Annotated in this window: 17 protein-coding genes; 9 read left to right on the top strand and 8 right to left on the bottom strand. The window is 58.8% G+C overall.

The window, feature by feature from the left end; translation table 11 throughout:
• Window positions 1-169: 169 nt before the first annotated feature.
• The 5 genes from PFAS1_RS26580 to PFAS1_RS26560 all read left to right on the top strand — a co-directional run bounded on the left by PFAS1_RS26580 (window position 170) and on the right by PFAS1_RS26560 (window position 6,696).
• Window positions 170-3,661, top strand: coding sequence for a response regulator (locus PFAS1_RS26580; protein ID WP_076031171.1), 3,492 nt, complete (start codon window positions 170-172; stop codon window positions 3,659-3,661).
• A complete protein-coding gene (locus PFAS1_RS26575; protein WP_083671769.1) occupies window positions 3,661-4,476 on the top strand; it encodes a CheR family methyltransferase in 816 nt (271 codons plus the stop codon). Before PFAS1_RS26580 ends, PFAS1_RS26575 begins: the two co-directional genes overlap by 1 nt.
• Window positions 4,473-5,066 (top strand): chemotaxis protein CheB, encoded by a 594-nt coding sequence (locus PFAS1_RS26570; protein WP_076031169.1) that lies wholly within the window; start codon window positions 4,473-4,475, stop codon window positions 5,064-5,066. The genes PFAS1_RS26575 and PFAS1_RS26570 overlap by 4 nt, the downstream gene beginning before the upstream one ends.
• Window positions 5,060-6,241 (top strand): hybrid sensor histidine kinase/response regulator, encoded by a 1,182-nt coding sequence (locus PFAS1_RS26565; protein WP_076031168.1) that lies wholly within the window; start codon window positions 5,060-5,062, stop codon window positions 6,239-6,241. Before PFAS1_RS26570 ends, PFAS1_RS26565 begins: the two co-directional genes overlap by 7 nt.
• A gap of 77 nt (window positions 6,242-6,318) precedes the next feature.
• On the top strand, window positions 6,319-6,696 hold the full coding sequence (locus PFAS1_RS26560) for a response regulator (RefSeq protein ID WP_008146959.1): 378 nt from the start codon (window positions 6,319-6,321) through the stop codon (window positions 6,694-6,696).
• A 214-nt stretch (window positions 6,697-6,910) separates the two neighbouring features.
• Here PFAS1_RS26560 and PFAS1_RS26555 read toward each other — a convergent pair whose 3' ends face one another.
• The 7 genes from PFAS1_RS26555 to PFAS1_RS26525 form a co-directional block, all read right to left on the bottom strand.
• Window positions 6,911-8,563, bottom strand: coding sequence for an ATP-binding protein (locus tag PFAS1_RS26555; RefSeq protein WP_076031608.1), 1,653 nt, complete (start codon window positions 8,561-8,563; stop codon window positions 6,911-6,913).
• A gap of 14 nt (window positions 8,564-8,577) precedes the next feature.
• Window positions 8,578-10,080 (bottom strand): ATPase domain-containing protein, encoded by a 1,503-nt coding sequence (locus tag PFAS1_RS26550; protein ID WP_076031167.1) that lies wholly within the window; start codon window positions 10,078-10,080, stop codon window positions 8,578-8,580.
• A 115-nt stretch (window positions 10,081-10,195) separates the two neighbouring features.
• Window positions 10,196-11,251 carry a tetratricopeptide repeat protein gene (locus PFAS1_RS26545; protein WP_076031166.1) on the bottom strand — a complete coding sequence of 352 codons (1,056 nt, stop codon included), beginning with the start codon at window positions 11,249-11,251 and terminating at the stop codon, window positions 10,196-10,198.
• A 246-nt stretch (window positions 11,252-11,497) separates the two neighbouring features.
• A complete protein-coding gene (locus tag PFAS1_RS26540) occupies window positions 11,498-12,919 on the bottom strand; it encodes an efflux transporter outer membrane subunit (RefSeq protein WP_076031165.1) in 1,422 nt (473 codons plus the stop codon).
• On the bottom strand, window positions 12,916-16,098 hold the full coding sequence (locus PFAS1_RS26535) for an efflux RND transporter permease subunit (protein WP_076031164.1): 3,183 nt from the start codon (window positions 16,096-16,098) through the stop codon (window positions 12,916-12,918). Before PFAS1_RS26535 ends, PFAS1_RS26540 begins: the two co-directional genes overlap by 4 nt.
• A 15-nt stretch (window positions 16,099-16,113) precedes the next feature.
• A complete protein-coding gene (gene mexE / locus PFAS1_RS26530) occupies window positions 16,114-17,367 on the bottom strand; it encodes a multidrug efflux RND transporter periplasmic adaptor subunit MexE (protein ID WP_076031163.1) in 1,254 nt (417 codons plus the stop codon).
• 301 nt (window positions 17,368-17,668) lie between these two features.
• The gene (locus tag PFAS1_RS26525; RefSeq protein ID WP_008156370.1) at window positions 17,669-18,586 is read right to left on the bottom strand and encodes a LysR family transcriptional regulator; all 918 of its coding nucleotides are present in this window, start codon (window positions 18,584-18,586) and stop codon (window positions 17,669-17,671) included.
• 268 nt (window positions 18,587-18,854) lie between these two features.
• Between PFAS1_RS26525 and PFAS1_RS26520 the strand changes: the two genes are divergently transcribed.
• The 4 genes from PFAS1_RS26520 to pgm all read left to right on the top strand — a co-directional run bounded on the left by PFAS1_RS26520 (window position 18,855) and on the right by pgm (window position 25,168).
• A complete protein-coding gene (locus PFAS1_RS26520; RefSeq protein WP_076031162.1) occupies window positions 18,855-19,877 on the top strand; it encodes a zinc-dependent alcohol dehydrogenase family protein in 1,023 nt (340 codons plus the stop codon).
• 577 nt (window positions 19,878-20,454) lie between these two features.
• The gene (locus PFAS1_RS26515; protein WP_076031161.1) at window positions 20,455-21,942 is read left to right on the top strand and encodes a hypothetical protein; all 1,488 of its coding nucleotides are present in this window, start codon (window positions 20,455-20,457) and stop codon (window positions 21,940-21,942) included.
• 67 nt (window positions 21,943-22,009) lie between these two features.
• Window positions 22,010-23,410: an aminotransferase-like domain-containing protein gene (locus PFAS1_RS26510; protein ID WP_076031160.1), complete on the top strand. Its 1,401-nt coding sequence runs from the start codon at window positions 22,010-22,012 to the stop codon at window positions 23,408-23,410.
• A gap of 111 nt (window positions 23,411-23,521) precedes the next feature.
• Window positions 23,522-25,168 carry a phosphoglucomutase (alpha-D-glucose-1,6-bisphosphate-dependent) gene (gene pgm / locus PFAS1_RS26505; protein ID WP_076031159.1) on the top strand — a complete coding sequence of 549 codons (1,647 nt, stop codon included), beginning with the start codon at window positions 23,522-23,524 and terminating at the stop codon, window positions 25,166-25,168.
• 64 nt (window positions 25,169-25,232) lie between these two features.
• Here the strand turns inward: pgm and PFAS1_RS26500 are convergent, their stop codons facing one another.
• A complete protein-coding gene (locus PFAS1_RS26500) occupies window positions 25,233-25,928 on the bottom strand; it encodes a pirin family protein (RefSeq protein ID WP_076031158.1) in 696 nt (231 codons plus the stop codon).
• Between the last annotated feature and the right edge of the window lie 155 nt (window positions 25,929-26,083).

Raw genomic sequence — 26,083 nt, 5'->3', positions numbered from 1 at the left:
ACGCGGTAGAAAAAAGAATAGTCACACAAGCGTTGGCAAGGATAACCGCTCCTTGGCAGTGGAGCAGTTGAATGTGGGATTTTGCGCGAAAAGGTGTCAGAAAATTGGATCAAGCCGGCGCTTTTGGGGCAAACTCCTTGGTTTTCAACAGTTCGACAAGGTTTCCCCCATGACATCCGCGTCTTCGGTTGATGAGCAACGATTCCGTAAACTCCTGAGCCGTAACGTCAGCCTGCCATTAGGGGTCGGCGCGCTCAGTGCACTGTTCTTTGTTTCGCTGATCACTTACCTGCTGTCGGTGACCCAGTGGGTCGAGCACACCGACCGGGTGATCAATAACGCCAATGAGTCGATCAAACTGACCGTCGATCTGGAAACCGGAATGCGCGGCTTCCTGCTGACTGGCGACGAGCACTTCCTTGAACCCTACGAAACGGCCAAGCCGCGAATTGCAGTGGCCCTCAAAACCTTGCTCGACCTGACCGCGGACAACCCGGTGCAGACCGACCGTCTGCACCGGCTCCAGGCCTTGCAGAATGAGTGGGCCGCTTACGCGCAGACCCTAATTGAATTGCAACGATCCAGCGGTGATTACCGCAGCGCGGTCAAGGCCGGACGCGGCAAGCGGCTGACCGATGAGATCCGCAAGCAATTCGAAGACGTGATCGACATGGAGCAACAGTTGCGCACCACGCGCAACGAAGAAGTGCGCAGTACCACGATCTGGAGCATCAGCCTTTACCTGTTGTTCATCGCCGGGATCAGCGCCTTGCTGGCCTACATTGGTCGTCGGGATCTGCTCAACCTTTCGCAAAGTTACAGCGCCAACCTCGCCGGGCAACAGGCCAGTGCCCAGCGTCTGGAACAGCAGGCCTGGCTGCGCAATGGCCAGACTGAACTGGCCGAACAAGTGCTGGGGCAACTGTCGCTGAATCTGCTGGGCCGCAACATTCTGCAGTTCTGCGCGCAGTACCTGGGCACCGCCGTAGCCGCCATTTATGTCCGCGAAGAACATGGCGGTCTCAAGCGCATTGCCTCTTACGGTTTCTCCCGCGAGCAGGAAGCGCGCGAACAGCAGATTTACAGCGATGAAGGCATTGTCGGCCAGGTTGCGCACCAGGCTCGCTTGATCCGTCTCGATGACGTCCCGGATGGTTACTTCAAGGTCAGCTCCGGCCTGGGCGAGGGTTTGCCGCACAGTGTGCTGGTGGTGCCGACCAGTGACGATGATCGGGTCAACGGTGTGATCGAACTGGGTTTCCTGCGCCCGCTGATGGATCGCGATGTCGAATTGCTTGAACTGATTGCCGGCAACATAGGCACCTCCATCGAGGCCGCTCGCTATCGCCAGCGCCTGCAAGAAGTGCTGGCTGAAACCCAGCAGCTCAATGAAGAGCTGCAAGTCCAGCAGGAAGAACTCAAGACCGCCAACGAAGAGCTGGAAGAGCAGTCGCGGATTCTCAAGGAATCCCAGGCTCATCTGGAGACCCAGCAGGTCGAGCTTGAACAAACCAATGAGCAGCTCGCCGAACAGGCGTTGATCCTGGCGGATCAGCGCGACGCCATGGACAAGAAAAATACCGAGCTCAATCAGGCCCAGCACCAGCTCGAAGAGCGCGCCGAAGAGTTGCAGCGCTCGAGCAAGTACAAGTCTGAATTCCTTGCCAACATGTCCCACGAGTTGCGCACGCCGCTGAACAGTTCGTTGATCCTGGCCAAGTTGCTGGCGGAAAACCCCCAGGAAAACCTCAGCGCCGAGCAGGTCAAGTTTGCCGAGTCGATCTATTCTGCCGGCAATGATCTGCTCAACTTGATCAACGACATTCTCGATATTTCCAAGGTCGAGGCCGGCAAGCTCGAAATGCGGCCGGAGAACACCAGCGTCGCGCGACTGGTGGATGGGTTACGCGAGATGTTCCAGCCCTTGGCCACCGATAAGAAACTGCATTTCCAGGTCGAAGTGCAGGCCGGTGCGCCGATGATGATCTTCACCGACCGCCAGCGTCTGGAGCAGGTGATCAAGAACCTGTTGTCCAACGCGGTGAAATTCACTGAAAAAGGCGAGGTCAGCCTGACAGTTGCCAGTCAGCCTGCCGACGGTATTGCCTTTATCATTCGCGATTCGGGGATTGGCATTGCCGCGGATCAGCAGGACAGTATTTTCGAAGCCTTCCGCCAGGCCGATGGCACCACTAATCGCCGTTATGGCGGCACCGGCCTTGGCTTGTCGATTTCCCGTGACCTGGCCGCCTTGCTCGGCGGCTCCATCAGCGTCACCAGCGAACCGGGGCAGGGCAGTGTGTTCACCCTGGTGTTGCCGCAGCAATACGTTGAACCGGGCGAAGAACCTGTCGAACCGCTGAGAGCCACCCCGGTTGCCATGACCCCAAGAGTGACGCCCGCTGCGCGGGTACCGCTGATCGCCGAAATCGATATTCCACGCTTCGACGATGATCGCACCAAAGCGCCATTTGCCACGCGTTGCATTCTGGTGGTGGAAGACGAGCCGAACTTCGCCAATATCCTGTACGACCTGGCCCATGAGCTGGGTTATCAGTGCCTGGTGGCGCACGGGGCGGACGAAGGTTACGACCTGGCCAGGGAATTCATCCCGGACGCCATTCTGCTGGACATGCGTCTGCCGGATCATTCCGGGTTGACTGTGTTGCAGCGTCTGAAGGAACACGCTGAAACCCGGCATATCCCGGTGCATGTGATTTCCGTGGAAGACCGGGTCGAAGCCGCAATGCACATGGGCGCTATCGGTTACGCGGTCAAGCCGACTACCCGAGAAGAGCTCAAGGACGTGTTTGCCCGCCTTGAGGCCAAGCTGACCCAGAAAGTCAAACGCGTCCTGCTGGTCGAAGACGATGACCTGCAGCGCGACAGCATTGCCCGGCTGATCGGCGACGAGGACATCGAGATCACTGCCGTTGGCCTGGCACAAGATGCGCTGGACCTGCTGCGTACGACGATTTTCGATTGCATGATCATCGACCTGAAACTGCCGGACATGCTCGGCAACGACTTGCTCAAGCGCATGTCCACGGAAGATATCTGCTCCTTCCCACCAGTGATCGTCTACACCGGACGCAACCTGACCCGGGACGAAGAGGCCGAGCTGCGCAAGTATTCGCGCTCGATCATCATCAAGGGCGCACGTTCGCCAGAGCGTTTGCTGGATGAGGTCACACTCTTTCTGCACAAAGTCGAATCCAGGTTGTCCCATGAACGCCAGAGGATGCTCAAGACCGCGCGCAGTCGCGACAAGGTTTTCGAGGGTCGCAAGGTGCTGCTGGTGGACGACGATGTGCGCAACATCTTCGCCCTCACCAGTGCCCTGGAGCAAAAGGGTGCAGTCGTGGTCATCGGTCGCAACGGTCGTGAAGCGATTGAAAGACTGAATGAAGTCGAGGACATCGATCTGGTGTTGATGGACGTGATGATGCCGGAAATGGATGGTTTCGAAGCCACCATCGAGATCCGCAAGGACCCGCGCTGGCGCAAGCTGCCGATCATTGCGGTGACGGCCAAGGCCATGAAGGACGATCAGGAGCGCTGCTTGCAAGCGGGCTCCAACGATTACCTGGCCAAGCCCATCGACCTGGATCGCCTGTTCTCGCTGATTCGCGTGTGGTTGCCGAAGATGGAACGCATTTAGTGGAAAAGAACACCGAAATCGAATTGCGCTTGTTGATCGAGGCGATCTACCTCAAATACAGCTATGACTTTCGCGATTACTCCGGCGCTTCGATCAAGCGCCGGGTCAATCACGCGTTGAGCCAGTTCGAGTGCACGACCATTTCAGCGTTGCAGGATAAGGTCCTGCACGACCCGATGGCATTCATGCAGTTGTTGCAACTGCTGACGATCCCGGTCAGCGAAATGTTCCGCGACCCTTCGCATTTCCTGGCGATACGCAGGGAAGTGGTGCCGCTGCTCAAGACTTACCCCTCGATCAAGATCTGGATCGCCGGTTGCAGCACCGGTGAAGAGGTCTATTCGATGGCCATTCTGCTGCGCGAAGAAGGCTTGCTCGATCGCACCATCATTTACGCCACCGACATCAATCCGCGCTCGCTGGATAAAGCCAAGCAAGGGATATTCTCGATGGAGAATGTCCGCGCCTACACTCATAACTACCAGCAGGCAGGTGGCCAGCGTTCGTTCGCCGACTACTACACAGCGGCTTACGGTTACGCCATTTTCGACAAGTCCCTGTGTGAGAACGTGACCTTCGCCGATCACAGCCTGGCGACTGACAGTGTCTTTTCAGAAACTCAATTGATTTCGTGCCGTAATGTTTTGATTTATTTCAATAAAAAGCTTCAGGATCGTGCTTTCGGTTTGTTCCATGATTCCCTTTGCCATCGAGGATTTCTGGTGCTGGGCAGCAAGGAAACCCCGGATTTCTCGTCTTACGGCAATCAGTTCGAACCGTTGGTCAAACAAGAACGGGTCTACCGAAAATCATGAACAGTGCAGCGGATCTGCCTTCTATTGAGGCTATTGTGATCGGCGCCTCGGCCGGCGGAGTGGAAGCGTTGCTGAGTATCCTCGGCCCACTGCGAGAAGGCTTCAAACTGCCAATCATTGTGGTTTTGCACTTGCCGGACGGACGCCGCAGTCATCTGGTCGAGGTGTTCGCACGGCGCGTGGCCATGCCAGTACGGGAAGCCTGCGACAAGACGCTGGTCGAAGCGGGAACGCTGTATTTCGCGGCTCCGGGTTATCACCTGTCGGTGGAGCAGGACCGCAGTTTTTCCTTGAGCCTGGAAGCCCGCGTGCATTATTCGCGACCGGCCATCGATTACCTGTTCGAGTCGGCTGCCGATGCCTACGGTTCAGCCCTGGCTGCGGTGTTGTTGACCGGTGCCAACCGTGATGGCGCCCTTGGCCTGGCCCAGGTCAAGCGTCGTGGAGGCATGACCATCGTTCAGGACCCGGACGAAGCCCAGGTCGCGACCATGCCCCGGGCGGCGCTTGATATACACCAGCCGGACCATATCCTCCCTATTCGCGGCATCGGCCGTCTGCTTGTCGAGCTGGAACGAATCGCATGCTAAGTACTATCCAGGCCAAATTGCTGATCGTCGACGATCTACCGGAGAACTTGTTGGCGCTCGAAGCGCTGATCAAGCGCGAAGACCGTATCGTCTACAAAGCCTTGTCCGCCGACGAGGCCTTGTCGCTGTTGCTGCAACACGAGTTCGCCATGGCCATTCTCGATGTGCAGATGCCTGGCATGAACGGCTTCGAACTGGCCGAGCTGATGCGCGGCACGGAAAAGACCAAGAACATTCCGATCGTGTTCGTCAGTGCGGGCGGTCGCGAGCTGAACTACGCGTTCAAGGGCTATGAAAGCGGCGCCGTGGATTTCCTCTACAAGCCGCTGGATATCCATGCGGTCAAGAGCAAGGTCAACGTGTTCGTCGAACTGTTTCGCCAAAGCAAGGCGATGAAACAGCAGGTCGAAGAGCTGGAGCAAAGCCGTCGCGAGCAGGAAGCATTGCTCAAGCAGTTACAGAGTACCCAACTGGAACTGGAGCAAGCGGTGCGCATGCGTGATGACTTCATGTCCATCGTCGCCCACGAAGTCCGCACGCCGCTCAATGGCCTGATCCTCGAAACCCAATTGCGCAAGATGCACCTGGCCCGGGACAACGCGGCGGCGTTCACCCTGGACAAAATGCACGCGATGGTCGATCGCGACGAGCGGCAGATCAAAAGCCTGATCCGCTTGATCGAGGACATGCTCGATGTGTCGCGCATTCGCACCGGCAAGTTGTCGATCCGACCAACGCGCTTCGATTTATCGGCGCTGGTCCGCGACTTGTTGCAGAACTTTGCCCCGCAGATCGATGCTGCCGAGTCCTCGGTCACCCTGGAAGCCGAGCAACCCGTGGTGGGCAGTTGGGACGAATTTCGCATTGAACAGGTGATTTCAAACCTGCTGACCAATGCTTTGCGCTACGGCGCCAAGAGCCCGATCACCGTTAGGGTGTACAGTGAGAGCGATCAGGCTTGGGTGGAAGTGCGCGATTCAGGGATCGGCATCGACGAAGAGAACCAGATGCGTATTTTCCAGCAGTTCGAACGCGTCACGGCCAAACACGCAGTCGCGGGGTTGGGCCTGGGGTTGTTTATTTCCGAGCAGATTGTGGCCGCCCATGGCGGTTCCATTACCGTCGAAAGCCAAATTGGCGAAGGCGCCTTGTTTCGCGTTTGTCTGCCGCTTTAGGAAACTGGCCAGATAAACGCAACCTCTGATCGGCCCCATGGTCGTATCAGCAGCTATTGACCGAACAAAGGCTTCCCATGAGTGAAGATGCACAAGACGTCGTATTGATCGTCGAAGATGACCCCTCGATTCTGATGGTGCTTTCGGCCTATCTGTCGGGTGAGGGCTACCGGGTATTGCAGGCCGAAAACGGCGAGCAGGCCTTCGAAATCCTGTCGAGCAAACCGCACCTGGACATGATGATCACCGATTTCCGCCTGCCGGGCGGCATCTCTGGCGTGCAGATTGCTGAACCTGCCGTGAAGCTGCGACCGGAGCTCAAGGTGATCTTTATCAGCGGTTATCCGCAGGAGATCCGCGAGACGGACAGCCCGATCACCCGTAAGGCGCCGATCCTGGCCAAGCCGTTCGATCTGGATGTGTTGCAGGAACTGATGCAGGAAATGCTGTCGTAAGTCCCTTTGCAGGAGCGTAATGCTGTTCACATAGGCGCGGGCCTAACATTTGTGGCGAGGGGATTTATCCCCGTTGGGTCGCGAAGCGGCCCCTACACCTTTTCATATACACCGCGTTGCCTGGATGTACGATTGCTTTGCAGCCGAACGGGGCGATGCGGCGTTCCGACAAGCCCCCTCGCCACAAATATGGGTGTGTTTGCAGCAGGGGCATTCAGATCCTGATCATCTCCCGCACCTTCGCCGTCAACAGGTCGAAGGTGAACGGCTTGGTAATCATCTGCATGCCAGGATCCAGAAAACCACCGCGCACCGCCGCGTGTTCGGCATATCCGGTAATGAACAACACCTTCAGGTCCGGCCGGTATTGCCGGCCGATTTCCGCCAGTTGCCGGCCATTCATGCCGGGCAATCCAACGTCGCTGATCAACAGATCGATACGCTGCCCGGAATCGAGAATCGGCACGGCGCTGTCCGCATCGCCCGCCTCGACGAAGGCATAACCCAGGTCACTCAATACCGTACTGACCAACACCCGCACCGCCGGATCGTCCTCGACGATCAGCACCGTTTCGCCATTGCGCGCATATGGCGCGTGCTGGACGTTAACCGGGTTGGCCTGAGGCAGGTCACTGCCGCATCGCGGCAGAAACAGGCTCACCGTGGTGCCTTCGCCCACTTCACTTTGAATGGCGACGTGGCCGCGTGATTGTTTGCTGAAGCCATAGATCATCGACAATCCAAGGCCGGTGCCTTGACCGATGGGTTTGGTGGTAAAGAACGGGTCAAAGGCTCGGCTGATGGTACTTGGCGGCATGCCACAGCCGGTGTCCGTGACGCTCAGCACCACGTAATCGCCCGGCTGAAGGTTGCTTTGCGTCTTGGTGAACTCAAGGTCCAAATGCTGATTGCTGGTTTTTACCACCAGTTTGCCGCCATCGGGCATCGCATCCCGAGCATTGATCACCAGATTGAGCAGGGCGCTTTCCAGTTGATTGGGATCGGCCTCGGCCACCCAGAGTTGCTCGTTGAGCTGCATGTCCAGTTGAATGGTTTCGTTGATGCTGCGCTGAAGCAATTCGCCCATGGACACCACCAGGGTGTTCATTGCCACGGGTTTGGAGTCCAGCGACTGACGCCGGGAGAACGCCAGCAAACGGTGGGTCAGGCCTGCCGCGCGGTTGGCTGAGGTCACGCCCAGGTCGATCAGGCTGTCCAGATCTTCAGTGCGCCCACGGGCCAGGCGTCGACGCAGCAGCTCCAGGCTGCCGATGATGCCGGTCAGCATGTTGTTGAAGTCGTGGGCAATGCCGCCGGTGAGCTGGCCAACCGCTTCCATTTTCTGCGATTGACGCAGGGCTTCTTCATTGTGTCGTAGCTGGGCGGTGCGTTCCTCGACCTGCTGTTCGAGGGTTTCGAGGGTGTTCTGCAACCGCAGTTCGCTTTGACTCAAATCGATCAGCCGGTCCCTGGCTTCGTACTGTCGTCGACGGCCGCGCAACGCGGTGGTCACCAGGCTGATTAACGTGACCGGGTGAAAAGGACGCTCAAGAAAGGTCACGTTCCCCAGCTGCGGGCCGTAGCGCGACGCCGGGTTTTGTTCCGGGCCGCCATGGTAGGTCATCAATACGATCGGAAGATCGGACCAGGCCGGTTGTTGCTCGATCAGCAAGAGCAGTGGCTCAAGGTCACCGCCCAGCAAGGCTTCGGACGAGATCAGCAGCAAGCCTGCACCTTGCTCCAGTTCACTGCACAATGCCACCAGGTCCCGAGTGATAACCCCGTCGTAGCCCGCTTCGTTGAGCATCAGCAGCGCAATCTGGCTGTCGCGACCCAGCGGCGCGAGAATGATCGCGCGCTCGGACATCGCTTCCTGGGCGATCACGGGCTTTGTTCCTCAAGCAGGGGATTGCTGGCACCCAGATAGGTCGGGACACCGCGCAGCACTCCCTGAAAGGCATCCAGTGGTTCACCAATGGTCATGCCTTGAGCGCTGATGCGGTATTCACGAATGGTCGATTCATGGCTGCCCGTACGTTTCTTGATGATTGAAATCGCCCGGCGCACCTTGCCCAGTGCCTCGAAGTAGCGCAGCAGGATGACCGTGTCGGCCAGATAGGTGATGTCCACGGGGGCCTGCATGTCGCCGACCAGCCCATGCTGGGCGACGGTCATGAAGGTCGCGGCACCCTGGCGATTGAGGTACAGCAGCAACTCGTGCATGTGCAGTACCAACGCGTTTTCCTCGGGCATCGCTGCCTGATAGCCGTTGATGCTGTCGATCACGACCGTCTTGATATCGCCGTCATCGACGCAGCGACGAACCCGGTAGGAAAACTCTCCGGGGGACAACTCGGCCGCGTCCACCTGCTCGATCAGCAGGTTGCCGGTGTCTTGCAGCGCCTTGAGGTCGATGCCGATGTTCTTCATGCGCTCGAACAGCAACCCGAGCTCTTCATCGAAAATGAACAGCGCGGCTTTTTCGCCACGGGCCACGGCGGCAGCGGCGAAGATCATCGAGATCAGTGATTTGCCGGTCCCGGCAGGGCCGAGGATCAATGTGCTGGACCCGGTCTCGATCCCGCCACCGAGCAAGGCATCCATTTCCTTGATGCCGCTGGACAGTTGCTGACGGATATAGCGACCGCGATGCTCAGCGGCCACCAGGCGCGGAAACACATGAACGCCATCGCCCATGATGGTGAAGTCATGAAACCCGCCACGGTACTTCTGGCCACGGTACTTCACCACGCGGATTCGCCGACGCTCGGCGCCATAGTTGGGGGTCAGTTCCTCAAGGCGAATCACCCCGTGGGCCACACTGTGCACGGTTTTATCGAGGGATTCGGTGGTCAGGTCGTCCAGCAACACCACCGTGGCGTCATAACGCACGAAGTAGTGTTTGATCGCGAGGATCTGGCGACGGTAGCGCAAAGAACTCTGGGCCAGCAAACGGATCTCGGAAAGGCTGTCGAGCACCACACGAGTCGGCTTGACCCGTTCGACCACTTCAAAAATCTGCTTGGTGGCTTCGCCCAGTTCAAGGTCCGAGGAATACAGCAGGCTTTGCTGATGTTCGGCATTGAGCAGGCTTTCCGGGGGCGTCAGCTCGAAGATGTGGATGTTCTCATCCAGCTCCCAACCATGGGACAAGGCCCCTTGGCGCAATTCGCGTTCGGTCTCGGACAGGGTGATGTACAACGAGCGTTCGCCGGCACGAGCGCCGGCCAACAGGAAATGCAAAGCGACGGTGGTTTTGCCGGTTCCGGGTTCACCCTCCAGTAAAAACACATGGCCGCGGGACAAACCACCGGCCAGGATGTCATCCAGACCTTCGATGCCGGTGGCGGCTTTTGCACTGATCAACTCGTTTGATGTAGACAAAAAATGCCCTCTCATGACTAGGGGAAACGAGGCAGCAGGCCGTAGTGCCTGAATGGACTGCCTGATCTCTTGACCCTTGGTCGAGACGACGAGTTCAACGAAATTTTTGTTGTTGTTAAAGCCCTTGCTGCAGGGCAGGGTCGTCGGGATTGAGTTGTTCAAGTTGCGCCAACAGAATCTGCACGTTCTGTAGCTGGCCGCTTTCTTTCCAGTAGTTGATCAGCAATACCCGGGCTCTGCGGTCGGCCGGGTGGCGCTGGACGATCTCCTGCAACTGTTTCTGCGCCGCTTCCAGCTCTTGTTGATCGTGAAGCGTGGTGGCCAGGTCGTAGCGGTAATCCTTGTTGTCCGGCTCCAGCTCCACGGCTTTGGAAAGACCGAGCAGGGCGAACTCGCTTTGCCCGTGATGCAACAGCCAGAGTCCCAGGGCATGTTGCAGGTAGGCCGAGTCGGGCTGAGCCTTCAGCTGCTTGGCCAATAGCTGTCGGGCCGCATCGTTTTGGCCCAGGCGATCCAGCACGTCGATTTGCATCACCAGCGCGGGCAGGTTGCCGGGCGCAAGTCGCAAGGTGTTCTGCAGTGCCTGCTGCGCCTTTTTCAATTCGGCATTGTGCAGATGCAACCGAGCCAGTTGATATTGGTTGTCGGCGCTTTGCGGCTGGCTCTTAAGGTCCTGTTCCCAGGCATCAATGGCTTGCTCCAGCGGCCCGAAGTACAAACCGAGATCGTCCGGCGATAGCCCGAGCAGGGCGTTCACCGCGGCATAGCGCACGCGCTGTTCGCGGTCATCGAGTAACGGGCCCAACAGCAGGCTGCGCTGGCCGCTAGGCACCAGACCGCTGATGCTTTTGATCGCGGCGATGCGCACGTCCGGCGATTCATGCTGCAAGTCCGCATCCGCCAGTTTCAGGGCCACGGAGCTGGGGTAGTTGGGCAGTTCGGCATGCAACCAGACGCGACGCTTGGGCGATATATCGGGGCGGCCCAATTGCTGGTAGAGAACTCGCGCTGCGCCAGGTTGACCTGCGCGCGCCTGGTTCAGCGCCTCGCTGTAGCCACGCTTGATTGCCTCCGGCACGGCGGGGGTTGTACTGCGCAGGAAAAACCAGGCCAGACCGAAGGCAAACAGGACGCAGAGGCTGATGAGCAGGTAGCGGCGGGACTGGGGCATGCAGGAATCCGGGAGCTGGCAAGCTGTTGCAAAGTTGCCAGCTTCGGTCAGCCAAGGCTGTGAGTCAAACCCAGACGCCGTTCAATTCGCCAGTCAGGCAATTCGAGGCAGGCTGGCCTTTCAATGATTTTGCCTACAGATCGCGTCCCATCCCTTAATTCAGGCAAAAAAAAGCCCCGCGACCGAATGAGGCGCAGGGCAAAGGAATTGGTTGGTTGCGGCCAACCAAAGGAGCTCGTTAAAACTTTACTTGCTGGCGACCGTCTCCGGTTGCCAGCCACCGCCCAGGGCTTTGTAGATCGCGACAATGCCGCGATACAGATCGACTTCGGCCTGGGCCTGAGTGTCTTCTGCCGCCAGACGCTCACGCTGGGCATCGAGCAGGACGAGGAAGTCCGCCGTGCCTTCGCGGTAGCGAATTTCCGCCAGGTCGGCAGCGGCGCGGCTCGACTCACTCTGACGGATCAGTGAGATCAGGCGTTGTTGCCGTTTGCCGTAGTCGCTGAAGGCGTTTTCCGATTCTTCCAACGCCAACAGGACTTGCTGTTCGTAGGTCGCCAGGGCGCCTTCGGCATCTGCATCGGCACCCCTTAGACGGGCGCGCACGCTGCCAAGGTCGAACGCGGCCCAGGTAATGCTTGGGCCCAGTGCCCAGGCGTTGGCCGCCGAGGAACCGATCTGCGAACCGCGCCCGGCGGTGAAGCCAAGGAAACCGCTGAGGCTGACCCGTGGGAACAAATCAGCCTTGGCCACGCCGATTCGGGCGGTGGCGGAGGCCAGTTTGCGCTCGGCGCTGAGAATGTCCGGGCGACGTTGCAGCAGTTCACCCGGATCACCGATCGGGAGGGCCTTGGCGATCGCCGGCAAATCTTTTGGACTCAGGTCGACGGTCAGCTTGTCCGGACGTTCACCCAGCAGGGTGGCGATGCGGTTTTTCTGCCGAACCTGTTCGGCCTGCAATTGCGGCACGCTGGCTTCGACGGATGCCAGGCGTGCATCGGCGCGGACCACGTCGAGCTGATCGCCGACGCCGGCATCACGCAGGCTGACGGTGATCTTGCTCGATTCCTGCTGGTTGTTCAGGTTGGCCAAGGCGATCTTTTCCCGCAGCTGCGCACCGCGCAGTTGACCGTAGGCATCCACCAGTTCAGCAATCATCGAGACTTGCAGTTGGTACAGATCGGCTTCGAGCGCTTGCTGTTCGGCGTCAGCGGATTCCAGGTTGCGCTGGATACGCCCAAACAGGTCGATCTCCCACGCCATGTCGAGGCCCAGGTCGTAGCGTTCGCTACTGACCCGTTTGGTGGTCTGGCCCGGAATCTGACCCTTGGCCAGGTCACTGCTGGCCCGGCTGGTGATGGTTGGCATGGCGTCATTGCTGACGTCATCGCGAATCGCCCGGGCCGCTTTCCAGCGAGCGAAGGCCACGCGCAAATCACGGTTGCCTTGCAGCGATTGAGTCACCAACTGATTGAGGGTCGGGTCTTCGAACTGCTGCCACCAGATGCCTTCGAAACGCGAGCGGTCGTAGTTCTTCTGACCGGCGCTGCCATCGGTGGCGGTGGTGATGTTGGCCGGCTCAGTGGCTGGAGTCTTGTAGTCCGGGCCGACGGCACAGGCACTCAGGGCCAGTACCAGAAGGCTCGGCAGGAAGGCTTTCAGACTCATTGTTGCGCCTCCAGTTTCAGGACCTTGGCCGCTTTGCGCTTTTCACCGCGCTCCACAAAGTTACGAATCAATACGTAGAACACAGGTGTCAGCAACAGACCGAAGAAGGTCACCCCGAGCATCCCGGAGAACACCGCCACACCCATGGCATGACGCATTTCGGCACCGGCACCGCTGGAGAACACCAGAGGCACAACCCCCATGATGAACGCGAAGGAAGTCATCAGGATCGGCCGCAGACGCAGGCGGCAAGCTTCGAGCACCGCCGCGAGCGGGTTCATGCCTTCGTCCTCCTGTTTGTCCTTGGCAAACTCGACGATCAGAATCGCGTTCTTACAGGCAAGCCCCACCAGTACGATCAAACCGATCTGGGTGAAGATGTTGTTGTCGCCTCCCGAAGCAATCACACCAGTGATGGCCGACAGCAGGGTCATCGGTACGATCAGGATCACCGCCAATGGCAGGCTCCAGCTTTCGTATTGAGCCGCGAGTACCAGGAACGCCAGCAGTACGCAGAGCGGGAACACAAACAGTGCGGTGTTACCGGACAGAATCTGCTGGTAGGTCAGGTCGGTCCATTCGTAGGTCATGCCGTTCGGAAGCTCTTCCTTGAGCAGTTTCTCGATGGCTTTTTCGGCCTGGCCGGAGCTGTAGCCGGGAGCGGCTGCACCGTTGATTTCAGCGGTGATGAAGCCGTTGTAGTGCATCACGCGGTCCGGGCCCGAGGTGTCGCTGACCTTGATAAAGGTCGCCAGCGGGATCATCTCGCCTCTGTTGTTACGCACTTTCAGCTGACCGATCTGGTCGGGTTCGAGACGGAACTGTTGTTCAGCCTGAACGTTGACCTGGTAGGTGCGACCGAAGCGGTTGAAGTCGTTGGCATACAGCGAACCCAGGTAGATCTGCAGGGTGTCAAAGATGTCGCTGACGGCCACGCCGTGGGTCTTGGCTTTTTCGCGGTCGATAGCGGCATCGACCTGCGGCACGTTCACGGTGTAGCTGGTGAACAGGGCGGCCAGTTCCGGCACGTTGTGGCTCTTGGTGATGATGTTCATGGTTTCTTTGTACAGCTCGTCGTAGCCCAGGTTGCCCCGGTCTTCGATCTGCAGGCGGAAACCACCAATGGTGCCCAGGCCTTGTACCGGCGGCGGCGGGAAGATCGCCATGTAGGCTTCCTCGATCCCGGCGAACTGGCCGTTCAATGCACCGGCAATCGCACCGGCAGACATGCTCGGGTCTTTACGCTCGTCGAACGGTTTCAGGGTGACGAACACGATGCCGGCGTTAGGGCTGTTGGTGAAACCGTTGATCGACAGGCCAGGGAAGGCCACCGCACTTTCCACGCCAGGCTGTTTCAGGGCCAGGTCGGACATGCGTTTGATCACGTCTTCGGTACGGTCCAGGCTCGAGGCGTCCGGCAGTTGCGCGAAGGCCACCAGGTATTGCTTGTCCTGGCCGGGTACGAAACCGGTCGGGGTGTTGGAGAAACCGAAGAACGTCAGCACCATCAGGCCGGCGTACACCAGCAAGGCGATACCGCTGCTGCGGATAACCCGGCCTACAGTGCCGACATAACCATGGCTGGCCTTGTCGAAGAAGCGGTTGAACGGACGGAACAGCCAGCCACCGAAGATCTTGTCGAGAACCTTGGAGAAACGGTCCTTCGGTGCGTCATGACTTTTGAGCAACACCGCAGCCAGGGCGGGCGACAGGGTCAGCGAGTTGAACGCCGAGATCACAGTCGAGATCGCAATGGTCAGGGCGAACTGCTTGTAGAACTGCCCGGTCAACCCGGAGATGAACGCGGCCGGGATAAACACCGCACACAGCACCAGCGCCGTTGCGATGATCGGGCCGGTCACTTCACGCATCGCACGCTTGGTGGCTTCTACAGGGGTTAATCCGAGCCCGATGTTTCGCTCGACGTTCTCCACCACCACGATCGCATCGTCGACCACGATACCGATGGCCAATACCAGGCCGAACAGTGACAGGGCGTTCAGCGAGAAGCCGAACAGGTGCATCACGGCAAACGTACCGATCAGCGAAACCGGCACCGCCACCAACGGAATGATCGAGGCGCGCCAGGTTTGCAGGAACAGGATCACCACCAGCACAACGAGGATCAGCGCTTCGAAGAGGGTGTGAACCACCGCCTCGATGGAGCCGCGCACGAAGATCGTCGGGTCATAGACGATGCTGAAATCCATGCCTTCCGGGAAGTTCTTCTTCAGCTCGGCCATTTTCTCCCGGACATCGTTGGAGATCTGGATCGCGTTGGAGCCAGGGCGCTGGAAGATCGGGATTGCCACTGCCGGTTGGTTGTTCAGCAAGGAGCGCAGGGCGTATTGGCTGGAGCCGAGTTCGATACGAGCGATGTCTTTCAGGCGAGTGATTTCACCATTGTCGCCGGAGCGAATGATGATGTTCTCGAACTCTTCTTCGGAAACCAGACGACCTTGGGTGTTGACCGACAGCTGGAACGCAGTGGCATTCGGCGCAGGCGGAGCGCCCAGGGCACCGGCCGCTACTTGACGGTTTTGTTCACGAATCGCGGTGACCACATCGGTCGCGGTCAGGTTGCGCGAAGCGGTCTTGTTCGGGTCGAGCCAGACCCGCAGCGAGTAATCGCCCATGCCGAACAGCTGCACATCACCGACACCACCCAGACGCGCCAGCTCATCCTTGATGTTGAGCAAGGCGTAGTTGGACAGGTAGAGCATGTCGTAGCGTTTGTCCGGCGAGGTCAAGTGCACAACCATGGTCAGGTCGGGCGACGCCTTGTCTACGGTGATACCGATGCGCGTCACTTCTTCTGGAAGTTTGGGTTCGGTCCGGGTTACACGGTTCTGCACCTGTACCTGTGCGTTGTCCAGGTCAGTGCCCAGCGCAAAGGTGATGGTCAGGGTGATCTTGCCGTCAGCGGTGGACTGCGAGGACATGTACAGCATGTTCTCGACGCCGGTGATGGCTTGCTCCAATGGAGCGGCCACGGTTTCACCGATGACTTTAGGGTTGGCACCCGGGAAGTTCGCACGAACCACAACGGTCGGCGGAACCACTTCCGGGTATTCGCTGATCGGCAACTGGAACAGCGAGATGGCACCGGCGATCAGGATCAGCAGCGAAAGTACCGCTGCAAAGATCGGCCGTGAAATGAAGAATTGGGAAAAATTCATCGGAGTTGTCGTCCCTTAACCGCGTGGAGTCGCGGCAGCCAATTTCACAACCGAACCCGGCGCGACCTTGGCAGGTGCGACTTGGGGCAGGTTGCTGGCTTCCAGCGCTTGTCGTTGTTGTGCAAGTGCCGCGAGGGTTTGTTCACTGGCCATCGGGATCACTTCTGGCGTGACCGGCGAACCAGGGCGAACCCGTTGCAGCCCCTTGACGATGATCGTGTCGTCCTTGTTCAGGCCGCTGCGCACGATGCGCAAACCTTCGATCTTCGGACCCAGCTCGACCGAGCGATACGCCGTCTTGTTGTCGGCATCCATCACCAGCACGAATTTTTTACCCAGATCGGTACCGACCGCTTCGTCGTTGATCAGCACGGCGGAGTAGGTGCCGCTGCCGACCAGTTTCAGGCGGGCATACAGGCCTGGGGTGTAGGCGCCGTCGCTGTTGTCGAACACGGCACGACCGCGGATGGTGCCGGTTTTCGGGTTGACCTGGTTATCGACGAAGTTCATCACGCCCTGGTGGGGGTTGCCGTCTTCGTTGGAAAGGCCGAGGTACACCGGCGTGGTAGCACCGCGTTTGCCCTGGCGAGCGAGCTGGGTGTATTTGAGGAACACACGCTCGTCGGCGTCGAAGTAGGCGTAGACCTTGTCGGTGGACACCACACTGGTCAGCGCGGTGGTATCGGCGGTCACCAGGTTGCCGGCAGTGATTTCTGCGCGACTGACGCGGCCGCTGATCGGCGCGGTGACACGGGTGAAGCTCAGGTTCAGTTTGGCCAGGTCCAGTTGCGCCTGGAGGGCACCGACGGCGGCGCGGGCTTCTTGAGCAGCGCTGGTGCGCGAATCGGCCAGCTCGGCGGAGATCGCGTTGCTGGTGCGCAGACGTTCGCCACGCTGGGATTCGTTTTCGCTGCGGGTAGCGGTGGCGCGGGATTGGGCAACCAGCGCTTCGAGGCGGCGGACCTCGGCCTGGAATGGACGCGGGTCGATCTGGAACAGCAGGTCGCCTTTCTTGACCAAAGCACCTTCGGTGAAGGCCACTTCATCGATCTGGCCGGAGACTCGTGGACGAATTTCCACGGTTTCTGGCGCTTCAAGACGCCCGGTGAATTCGTCCCACTCGTTCACCGGTTGTTCCAGCACCTTGGCCACGCTGACCTTGGCTGCGGGCATAGTGGCGGCCGTGTCCGGAGTCTTGCCGCAAGCGCTCATCACCAGCACTGCCAACAGGGCCAACGGGAAGCGTAAATGTTTGAGTGATTGTTCCATGGATGCATCCGCCAATGTATTGAGAATGGGCGGATGATGCTCGGGGAGGATGTATCGCACGAATCGAATGAGGCAAAGATAACTATCATTCGGAATGATATAAGCGCCAGCCAAGCTCTCTAGCGTGCACCTTTCGTTAGGCGGCTATCAATTGGGATGATGACAATTCTGTGTTGCGGGGAGTGCAAAGGTAAGGCGTTGGATCGAGTCGCTGCCATCGCGAGCAAGCTCGGCTCCTACATCCCCTGTAGGAGCCGAGCTTGCTCGCGATGGGGCCAGAAGCCCTCACACATAACCAGGATCAGGCCAGACTATCCGGATCACCAAAGAACATCTGAATGCGCGACCTTAACCAACGCTCACCCGGATCATTATCCTGCGACCCACGCCAGGCCATGTGCAATTCAAAACTGCGCACCGGCAACGGCGGGTCTTCAGCCCGCACACCGCCGGCCGCCGTTAATGCTTCAGCCGTATAATCCGGCACGGTCGCGACAATATCGGTGCCGCTGATGAGAGTGCTGAGTCCGTTGAACTGCGGCACGGCAAGCACCACATGACGCTTGCGCCCGAGTTTCTCCAGCTCTTCATCTATAAAGCCGCTCAGGTCACCGGCGAACGACACCAGCGCATGAGGCCGCGCGCAGAAATCATCCAGGCTCAACGGCCCCGGCACGGTGTCGGCCCGCAACAGCTTCGGCATGCTGCGGCGCAGTACTTTGCGCTTGGCGTTGGCCGGCAGGTCGGCAGTGTAGCTGACGCCGATGGAAATCTCGCCCGAGGCCAGCAGGCTCGGCATCAGGATGTAGTTGGCCCGACGCACCACCAGCACGATCCCCGGGGATTCGGCACGCAGGCGCTTGAGCAGCATCGGCAGCAGGGCGAATTCGACATCGTCCGACAGTCCGATGCGAAACACCGCAGTGCTGGTCGCCGGATCGAATTCCGCCGCACGACTGACCGCGGTGGAAATCGAATCCAGTGCAGGCGAGAGGAGGGCGAAGATTTCCACCGCCCGGGCGGACGGTTCCATGCTGCGACCGGTACGCACGAACAACGGATCATCGAACAACCCGCGCAAGCGCGAGAGCGCCGCACTGATGGCCGGCTGACCGAGGAACAGTTTCTCCGCAGCGCGGGTCACACTGCGTTCGTGCATCAATGTTTCGAAAACGATCAACAGGTTCAGGTCGACACGACGCAGGTCATTACGATTCATCTGGAGTCCTGGCAGAGTCATCAAGCTTGACGAGAGCGGCCATATGAGAACAATGGCCGGCATGAATATTAAGGGGAAAGGCTGCTACTCTGCACCGAGTAATTCAGTTTTCCTGAAATGGATGCTTCGGTTTTCACGGCATTTGATGATGTCACCGGCGCTGCGGAATCAATGACAGGCATGTCGACTATTAATAGCCACTGATAGTCTTGGGTAGAAAGCCCGGATAGAGTTCAGGGCATTAGAGGTTTCTTTGACGAGGTTTGCGATGTCCCGCACGATCCGTTTTCACAAGTTTGGTCCAGCCGAGGTGCTCAAATGCGAAGAGCATGCGGCCGCTCTCCCTGCACCGGGCGAAGTGCAGGTGCGCGTCGAGGCGATTGGCATCAGCTGGTACGACATTCTCTGGCGCCAGAACCTGGCCTCATCTCACGCTCGTCTGCCTTCAGGCCTTGGCCATGAAATGTCCGGCGTCGTGACGGCGGTCGGCGAGGGCGTCGATGATCTGGCAATCGGCGACAAAGTCGCCAGCTTCCCGGCGGAAAGCCCCAACGATTATCCGGTCTACGGCGAACAGATCGTTCTGCCGCGCACGGCACTGACCCGTTACCCGGACGTACTCAGCCCGATCGAAGCCAGTGTGCATTACACGCCGCTGCTGATCGCTTACTTCGCTTATGTCGATCTGGCACGGGTCAAGCCCGGGCAATTCGCCCTGGTGACCGACGCCAGTCATTGTGCCGGTCCGTCCTTCGTACAATTGGGCAAGGCTTTGGGCATCCGGGTCATTGCCGCGACCAAGACCGCGGAAGAGCGTGAGAATCTGCTGTCCCTGGGCGCCGAGAAAGTCATCGTCACTGAGGAACAGGATCTGCTGATGCAGATCAACAAAATCACCGACAACCGTGGCGTGGACGTGGTGTTCGACGGTCTCGGCGGGCCACAGATGTCGTTGCTTGGCGATGTGCTGGCACCTCGCGGCAGCCTGGTACTGTACGGCCTGCAAGGTGGCAACCAGACGCCGTTCCCGGCCTGCGCAGCGTTCCAGAAGAACATCCAGTTCTTTGTGCACTGCATCGGCAACTTCACCGGCAAGCCGGAACTGGGCATCATCCAGGACCAGGTTGCACTGCAACGCGCCTTGCGCGACATCAACCAGATGACCGCCGACCGCGTGCTGCTACCGCTCAAGACTCGGGTCTTCCCCTTTGCCGAGTTTGTAGAAGCACACCGCTACATGGACGAATGCCCATGCCGCGAACGGGTCGCCCTTCAGGTCGCACCTGCATAAGCCCTTCATGTAAACCCCTCTGCAAGAGTCCGTGCCCGCCGCGGACTTTCTGTTTTCAGCTCCCGCTGAAATGAGACGTCACATTGCCCCGTCAATGGATCAGTCCAGCAACTGAACTGGTTTTTGCTCTCAATCTGTATCTTCTAATCATCATATAAGCCTTGATAATTGAATGATTACTTTCATCTCAAGGAATGAGTCATGGCTGGGTGTCAGCTTGATACTTTTCAATACACACTGTTAATACATATCCGACCAATAGTTCGTCGTTGCGCCGTTACCAAAAAAACATGGGTGACTTCTTTCTCTATTTCTTGTGCTAATTGTCTGTGGGACGTTGTCGGATATTTCCTAGGACCTCGCGGTCGGCTGCAAGGGCCCGGCTCTACAGGGGTTCGCGGCCACCTGTCTCTGGCGGGAGCAAGGGGGACTTCCAGTTATTTCAAATAATTACTAAAAGCTTAAGTGCTAGCATTTGGCAATAGCGTCCAGTACTTCAGTCGGGGCAAGCAACCCATTGCGCAATGCGTGTGGTTGTTGGCCCGACATCGAACTTACAAGCATCAGGTAAATAAAGATGACCAATATCCACGACCAAGCGATGAACTATGTCTATCAGCAAGTGCTGCAGCGATTGTTGAGTTTCTTCTCGCGTGCCGAACGCACGGCTTTGCAGCTGATGATTCAGCGACTGGTGGTGGCCGCCGGAGGCATGGAGCGTATTGGCGAATTCAAGGTCCTGGCCATTCAGTCGGGATCCCGTGACAGTTGTTACACCTTGGCGCTGCTGCGCGCTGCACAGCTGAGTATCGCCGGCCGGGCGCCAGCGACGTTCCAGTTGCGTGTGGCATCCTTGCGCTTGAACGACGCAAGCCCGACCGCCCTGGAAAACATCCATCGCAGCTACAGCGCCTTGTTCCTCTACGACGATCCTCGGGTCGAAGTGTTGATGGTTGATAACCGGGAGGTCCTGCCGTTCAACCACTTGACGCCGATTTCCGAAGGTGGCCGAGAGTCCAATCGGCTCAATCTTTTGATGGTGGGCCATTGTCGCGCCTGGAACGGGCCGCTTGAACTGTGGGACGACGGGTATTTGGCCACCGGCGAGTTCTATGGACAAATAGCTCGTTGGGACCGCGGCGTCGATGCGTTGATCAGCAGCGACTCACCTCGTCAGCAGAAGCAGTTTCTCGACGGCTTGAAACGTGCAGCCGCCAAGGCCGGGCTCAAGACCCCGGATCATCACGAAACCGGCTACGAGGCGCTTTTCGCATTGCTCGATGAACTGGGCAGCGACTGCTACCGCGCTTTTTATGCCGAGCATGGCCAGGTTGCATGGCGCCCGGCCGAACGATTCGAGGCCTGTCGTCGCGCCACGTACATCGACATTCACGACTTGCTGGTCAGCAACCTGGAAGAGCGTTGGCCGCTGCTCACAGAGTTTCTCGGTTTTCAAGCCGACGAACTGGCGGCTCAGCTCAGCGACAACGAGTACGTCAGCCTTTCTATCTGCGCCCACATGCGGGGTTTGCAGTCGTGCTTCGTCCACGACCGCGGCTACGAAACAGGTGTCACCGAATACCTGCAGCGTGCATTGATCATGATGCGGCGCAAGCAATTGGCGGAACGGTTGTGCGAACAAGCGGTAGAGGCGTTCGGCAATCCGGCGATGTTGGCCGAACTGCGCGTGCTGGCGGCGGCCGAGGCGCAAAAAAGCTTTGGCCTGAACGAGGCTCAACTGGTGTGTCTGCTTTTTTCACCTTTCGTCGAAAATGGCGCGGCGCTTGAGCGTTTTCTTCGCCAGTGCCACCCCGGCATGCTCGTGGCGATGCCTGATTTGCACCGGGCAATGCAGGGCAAACCGGTGCCGGAGCAGGTTCTGCAATGGATGACCGACGTCAGCGGTTTGCCTGTCAACTTGATTGGCAAGATTTACCGCATGGCCCCGCTGTCTGCAGATGAAAGCAGGGCAGGCGCGCTGGAAATCGACAGCGCGGGTGTGCAAGCGGCAACCGCTTGCGACGACGACACGGCGGTGGCGGATGAATGGTCAGCGGGGCGCTGAAAGTGCGTGGCTTGACAGACTTCCTGACGATGCATGAGGACGTTCACACGGCATTCGGCTCTTGTCCATGAAAGGGCCACGAGAAACAGACTTCGCGTATCAGGCGGTGTACCGATATCTGACTAACCTGATCAACGAACCGGTCAGTGACACGCGGGTCCGCCTGCCTTCGTTGCGACAGCTGGCAGAGCGTCTGAGCGTGTCGATCTCGACCATTCAGTACGCATATTCGCTGCTGGAGAAGGAAGGTCGCGTCTATTCGGTGGCCAAGTCCGGGTATTACGCATTGCCGGTATCCTCTATCAACACGCTCAGCAGTGGCAACGACCTGCTCGAAACCGTTTATGTCAATGCCAGACGTCCGGGGATGCTGGTCTTGAGCGCCGATGAACCGGCGCTGCTGCAACCCCTCGACAGTCCGTTATTGCTACTTGAAAGAGAACTGCTGCGCCAGTATCCGCGTCAGCCGCAACCGACATCCCAACCTTGCGGCGAGCTGGAGTTGCGCATCGCCCTGGCCGCGCGCTACACCACTTCGCCGCTGCGCTGCTGGCATGCCGACGATGTCTATATTGGTGCCGACCTGCGTGGCGTACTGGAAATACTAATCGCGGTGTTGAATCTCAAGGACGCCACGGTGTTGGTCGAGTCGCCGTGCGACTGGGCGATTCTGCGGTTGCTCCAGGCTGCGCAGGTGCGAGTGATCGAGCTGGCGGTGCAATCCTGCGGTGGCCTGGACGTCGAATGGCTCAAAGAGCTGCTGGAGACCGAGCCGGTGCGGCTGGTGATGCTTTCATCCGGTCTGAATATGCCGCGAGGCAGCCTGGCACCCGACGACAACCGACAAATCGTCGCGCAGTTGCTGGAGCGACATGGCAGTTGGGTGCTGGAAAACGACTGCTACGGCGAACTAGGATTCGAACCGGACGGCCCGCGCTTTCGCGACCTGCTGGACCCCGATCGGCTGATCGTGTTTTCCACTTTCGAGAAAATCATCGGGCCGGAGGCGCCCTACGGCTACCTGCTGTCGCGGCACTTCAGTGCTGAATTGCAGCGGTACTTTCTGCTGCGTTCGTTCCGCTTGTCACCGATTCGCCAGAAAGCCATCGCCCGCTTGTACGGCAATGGACGTGTCGATCAGCATCTTCAGGTGTTACGGCGGATGCTCAAGGACCGCAAAGTGCAGATGACACAACTGTTGCAGGAGCGTCTGGGGGATGCCTTGCACTTTGTCGACCCTCAGGGCGGGGCGACCGTGTGGGTTCGTTCGCTGCGCCAGGTCGATGTACGTCGGGTGTTCCAGCGTCTGCTCAAGCATCAGGTGGTGTTCGCACCGGGAGAGCTGTTCAGTCTCCAGGGCTTGCATGCGCAACATTTGCGCCTGAGTCATACCTTCGGCGGTGATCACGACCTTGCCGCGGCGATGGGCTTGTTAGGAGACGCCTTGCGTCTGGAATCGATCGATTGAACGGGGTCCCAGCCCCTGCGTGATACTCATGGATCGATCCCATCGCGCTGCGGTCAAACTGCCAGTAAACTGCGTTCCTATTCCTGAACCACTCTACTTCAGAGGTTTTGCATGACACTCAGTCCTTTTGCGGGCAAACCGGCACCGGTAGAACTGTTGGTCGACATCCCGCGACTGGTAACGGCCTATTACACCGGTCAGCCCGATGCCGCCATTTCGACCCAGCGCGTAGCGTTTGGCACGTCCGGGCACCGAGGCAGCTCGTTCGACTTGAGTTTCAATGAATGGCACGTTCTGGCAATCAGCCAGGCAATCTGCCTGTACCGCGAAGCCCAAGGCATTGACGGCCCGCTGTTCGTCGGCATCGACACCCACGCGTTGTCCACCCCGGCCGGCACCAGCGCCCTTGAAGTGCTGGCCGCCAACGGCGTGACGGTAATGATTGCCGAAGGTGACGAATACACCCCGACACCGGCCATTTCCCACGCGATTCTCTGCTACAACCGCGGACGCACGTCGGGGCTGGCGGACGGCATCGTCATCACGCCGTCGCACAACCCGCCGCAAAGCGGTGGTTATAAATACAACCCTACCAACGGTGGCCCGGCCGATACCCACATCACCAAGTGGATCGAAGCCAAGGCCAACGAACTGCTGAGCAACAAGCTCGCCGGCGTCAAACGCATCAGCTACGAGCAGGCGCTGAAGGCCAGCACGACCCATCGTCACGACTACCTCAATACCTACGTTGCCGACCTGATCAATGTGATCGACTTCGACGCCATCCGTGATGCCAAGCTGCGTCTGGGTGTCGATCCGCTGGGTGGAGCAGGGGTGCGCTACTGGTCGGCGATTGCCGAGCATTACCGCCTGGATCTGGAAGTGGTCAACCAACAGGTCGATCCGACCTTCCGCTTCATGACGGTTGACTGGGATGGTCAGATCCGCATGGACCCATCGTCCACTCACGCCATGCAGGGCCTTATCGGTCTCAAAGAGCGCTTCGACGTAGCTTTCGCGTGCGACCCGGACCATGATCGCCATGGCATCGTGACCCCGTCCGGCGGCTTGCTCGCGCCGAACAACTACCTCGCCGTATCGATCGACTATCTGTTCCAGAACCGTCCGCAGTGGCGCGCCGATGCGGCCGTGGGTAAAACCGTGGTCAGCAGCGGCTTGATCGATCGCGTGGCAAAACGTTTGGGGCGTCGTCTGTACGAAGTGCCAGTCGGCTTCAAATGGTTTGCTGACGGCCTGTTCGACGGTTCCCTGGGCTTTGGCGGTGAAGAAAGCGCCGGCGCTTCGTTCCTGCGCAAGGATGGCAGCGTCTGGTGCACCGACAAGGATGGCTTGATCCCGGCGCTGCTGGCCGCAGAAATGACCGCCCGTACCGGCCGCGACCCAAGTCAGGCCTATCGCGCCTTGACCGAAGAACTGGGCGAACCGTTCTCGGTGCGCGTCGATGCCAAGGCCAATCCTGAGCAGAAGGCACTGCTGAGCAAATTGTCGCCAGGCCAGGTCACCTCGACCCAACTGGCGGGCGAAGCAATCCAGAGCATCCTCAGCCACGCGCCGGGTAACGACCAGGCGATCGGTGGTCTGAAAGTCATGACCGAGAACGGCTGGTTCGCGGCGCGTCCGTCGGGCACCGAAGACATCTACAAGATCTACGCTGAAAGCTTCGTCAGTGACGAACACCTCAAGCAATTGGTGGCAGAAGCGCAAACACTTGTGGACGGCGCGATCTCTGCGAAGTAATCCAGAACGTAAAAAAGGGGCGGCCATGATGGCCGCCCCATTTTTTTGTCCCGCGTTTAACCGATCAAGCCAGGTCCACCAGGACGATTTCACTGTCTTCGATGGCGGTCACCCGCAACACGTGCTCATCGGCGACCGCAACACCGTCTCGAGCTTGTGCGCGCAAGCCATTGACTTCAATGACGCCGGTGGCCGGTACCAGATAGGCGCGACGGCCATTGTCCAGGCGATACTCGGCGGATTCACCAGCTTTCAGGTTCGCGGCCACCAATCGCGCATCGGCTCGAATGCGCAGGCTTTGATCGTCGCCGGCTTTACCGCTCGCCAGCGTTACGAAACCTTCGCGTTGGCCTTTTGGAAACGGCTTGGCGCCCCAGGACGGTGCCAAACCGGTTTCGTTCGGGATAATCCAGATCTGGAAGATCCTGGTCTCGGTGGCTTCCAGGTTGTATTCACTGTGGGCGATCCCGGTACCCGCGCTCATGACCTGAACGTCGCCGGCTTCGGTACGACCTTTGTTGCCCAGATTGTCTTCGTGAGTGATTGCGCCTTCACGAACGTAAGTGATGATTTCCATGTCCCGGTGCGGGTGTTTCGGGAAGCCGGTGCCAGACGCAATCACATCGTCGTTCCACACCCGCAGGTTGCCCCAGTTCATGCGTTTCGGGTCGTGGTATTCGGCGAACGAAAAGTGGTGATGGGCATCCAACCAGCCATGGTGGGCGCCGCCCAGGGAGCTGAAAGGTCTGAGTTCAAGCATGATCGTCTCCTGAATAGGTTCGTCATGGGGCGCAGCGCCTGAGCCACGAAACGCGAACCGGTGGTTGATGGCGAGCATCATCTATCAGGAACTAATCGATAAAAAGCGTAAAAAATGCCTCAATACAATCGAATAACTTGATATCTAATCACCTC

The organism is Pseudomonas frederiksbergensis, assembly GCF_001952935.1.
Taxonomy (GTDB): Bacteria; Pseudomonadota; Gammaproteobacteria; order Pseudomonadales; family Pseudomonadaceae; genus Aquipseudomonas; species Aquipseudomonas frederiksbergensis.
Note: the sequence above shows the minus strand (reverse complement) of the source record. Positions and strands in the feature narration are given on the sequence as shown.

What these genes read in the sequence shown, in the direction of transcription:
- PFAS1_RS26565 (WP_076031168.1), top strand. Translation starts at nt 5,060, where the DNA reads ATGCTAAGTACTATCCAGGCCAAATTGCTGATCGTCGACGATCTACCG.
- PFAS1_RS26555 (WP_076031608.1), bottom strand. Translation starts at nt 8,563, where the DNA reads ATGTCCGAGCGCGCGATCATTCTCGCGCCGCTGGGTCGCGACAGCCAG.
- PFAS1_RS26580 (WP_076031171.1), top strand. Translation starts at nt 170, where the DNA reads ATGACATCCGCGTCTTCGGTTGATGAGCAACGATTCCGTAAACTCCTG.
- PFAS1_RS26545 (WP_076031166.1), bottom strand. Translation starts at nt 11,251, where the DNA reads ATGCCCCAGTCCCGCCGCTACCTGCTCATCAGCCTCTGCGTCCTGTTT.
- PFAS1_RS26540 (WP_076031165.1), bottom strand. Translation starts at nt 12,919, where the DNA reads ATGAGTCTGAAAGCCTTCCTGCCGAGCCTTCTGGTACTGGCCCTGAGT.
- PFAS1_RS26520 (WP_076031162.1), top strand. Translation starts at nt 18,855, where the DNA reads ATGTCCCGCACGATCCGTTTTCACAAGTTTGGTCCAGCCGAGGTGCTC.
- PFAS1_RS26515 (WP_076031161.1), top strand. Translation starts at nt 20,455, where the DNA reads ATGACCAATATCCACGACCAAGCGATGAACTATGTCTATCAGCAAGTG.
- pgm (WP_076031159.1), top strand. Translation starts at nt 23,522, where the DNA reads ATGACACTCAGTCCTTTTGCGGGCAAACCGGCACCGGTAGAACTGTTG.
- PFAS1_RS26500 (WP_076031158.1), bottom strand. Translation starts at nt 25,928, where the DNA reads ATGCTTGAACTCAGACCTTTCAGCTCCCTGGGCGGCGCCCACCATGGC.
- PFAS1_RS26570 (WP_076031169.1), top strand. Translation starts at nt 4,473, where the DNA reads ATGAACAGTGCAGCGGATCTGCCTTCTATTGAGGCTATTGTGATCGGC.
- mexE (WP_076031163.1), bottom strand. Translation starts at nt 17,367, where the DNA reads ATGGAACAATCACTCAAACATTTACGCTTCCCGTTGGCCCTGTTGGCA.
- PFAS1_RS26560 (WP_008146959.1), top strand. Translation starts at nt 6,319, where the DNA reads ATGAGTGAAGATGCACAAGACGTCGTATTGATCGTCGAAGATGACCCC.
- PFAS1_RS26525 (WP_008156370.1), bottom strand. Translation starts at nt 18,586, where the DNA reads ATGAATCGTAATGACCTGCGTCGTGTCGACCTGAACCTGTTGATCGTT.
- PFAS1_RS26510 (WP_076031160.1), top strand. Translation starts at nt 22,010, where the DNA reads ATGAAAGGGCCACGAGAAACAGACTTCGCGTATCAGGCGGTGTACCGA.
- PFAS1_RS26535 (WP_076031164.1), bottom strand. Translation starts at nt 16,098, where the DNA reads ATGAATTTTTCCCAATTCTTCATTTCACGGCCGATCTTTGCAGCGGTA.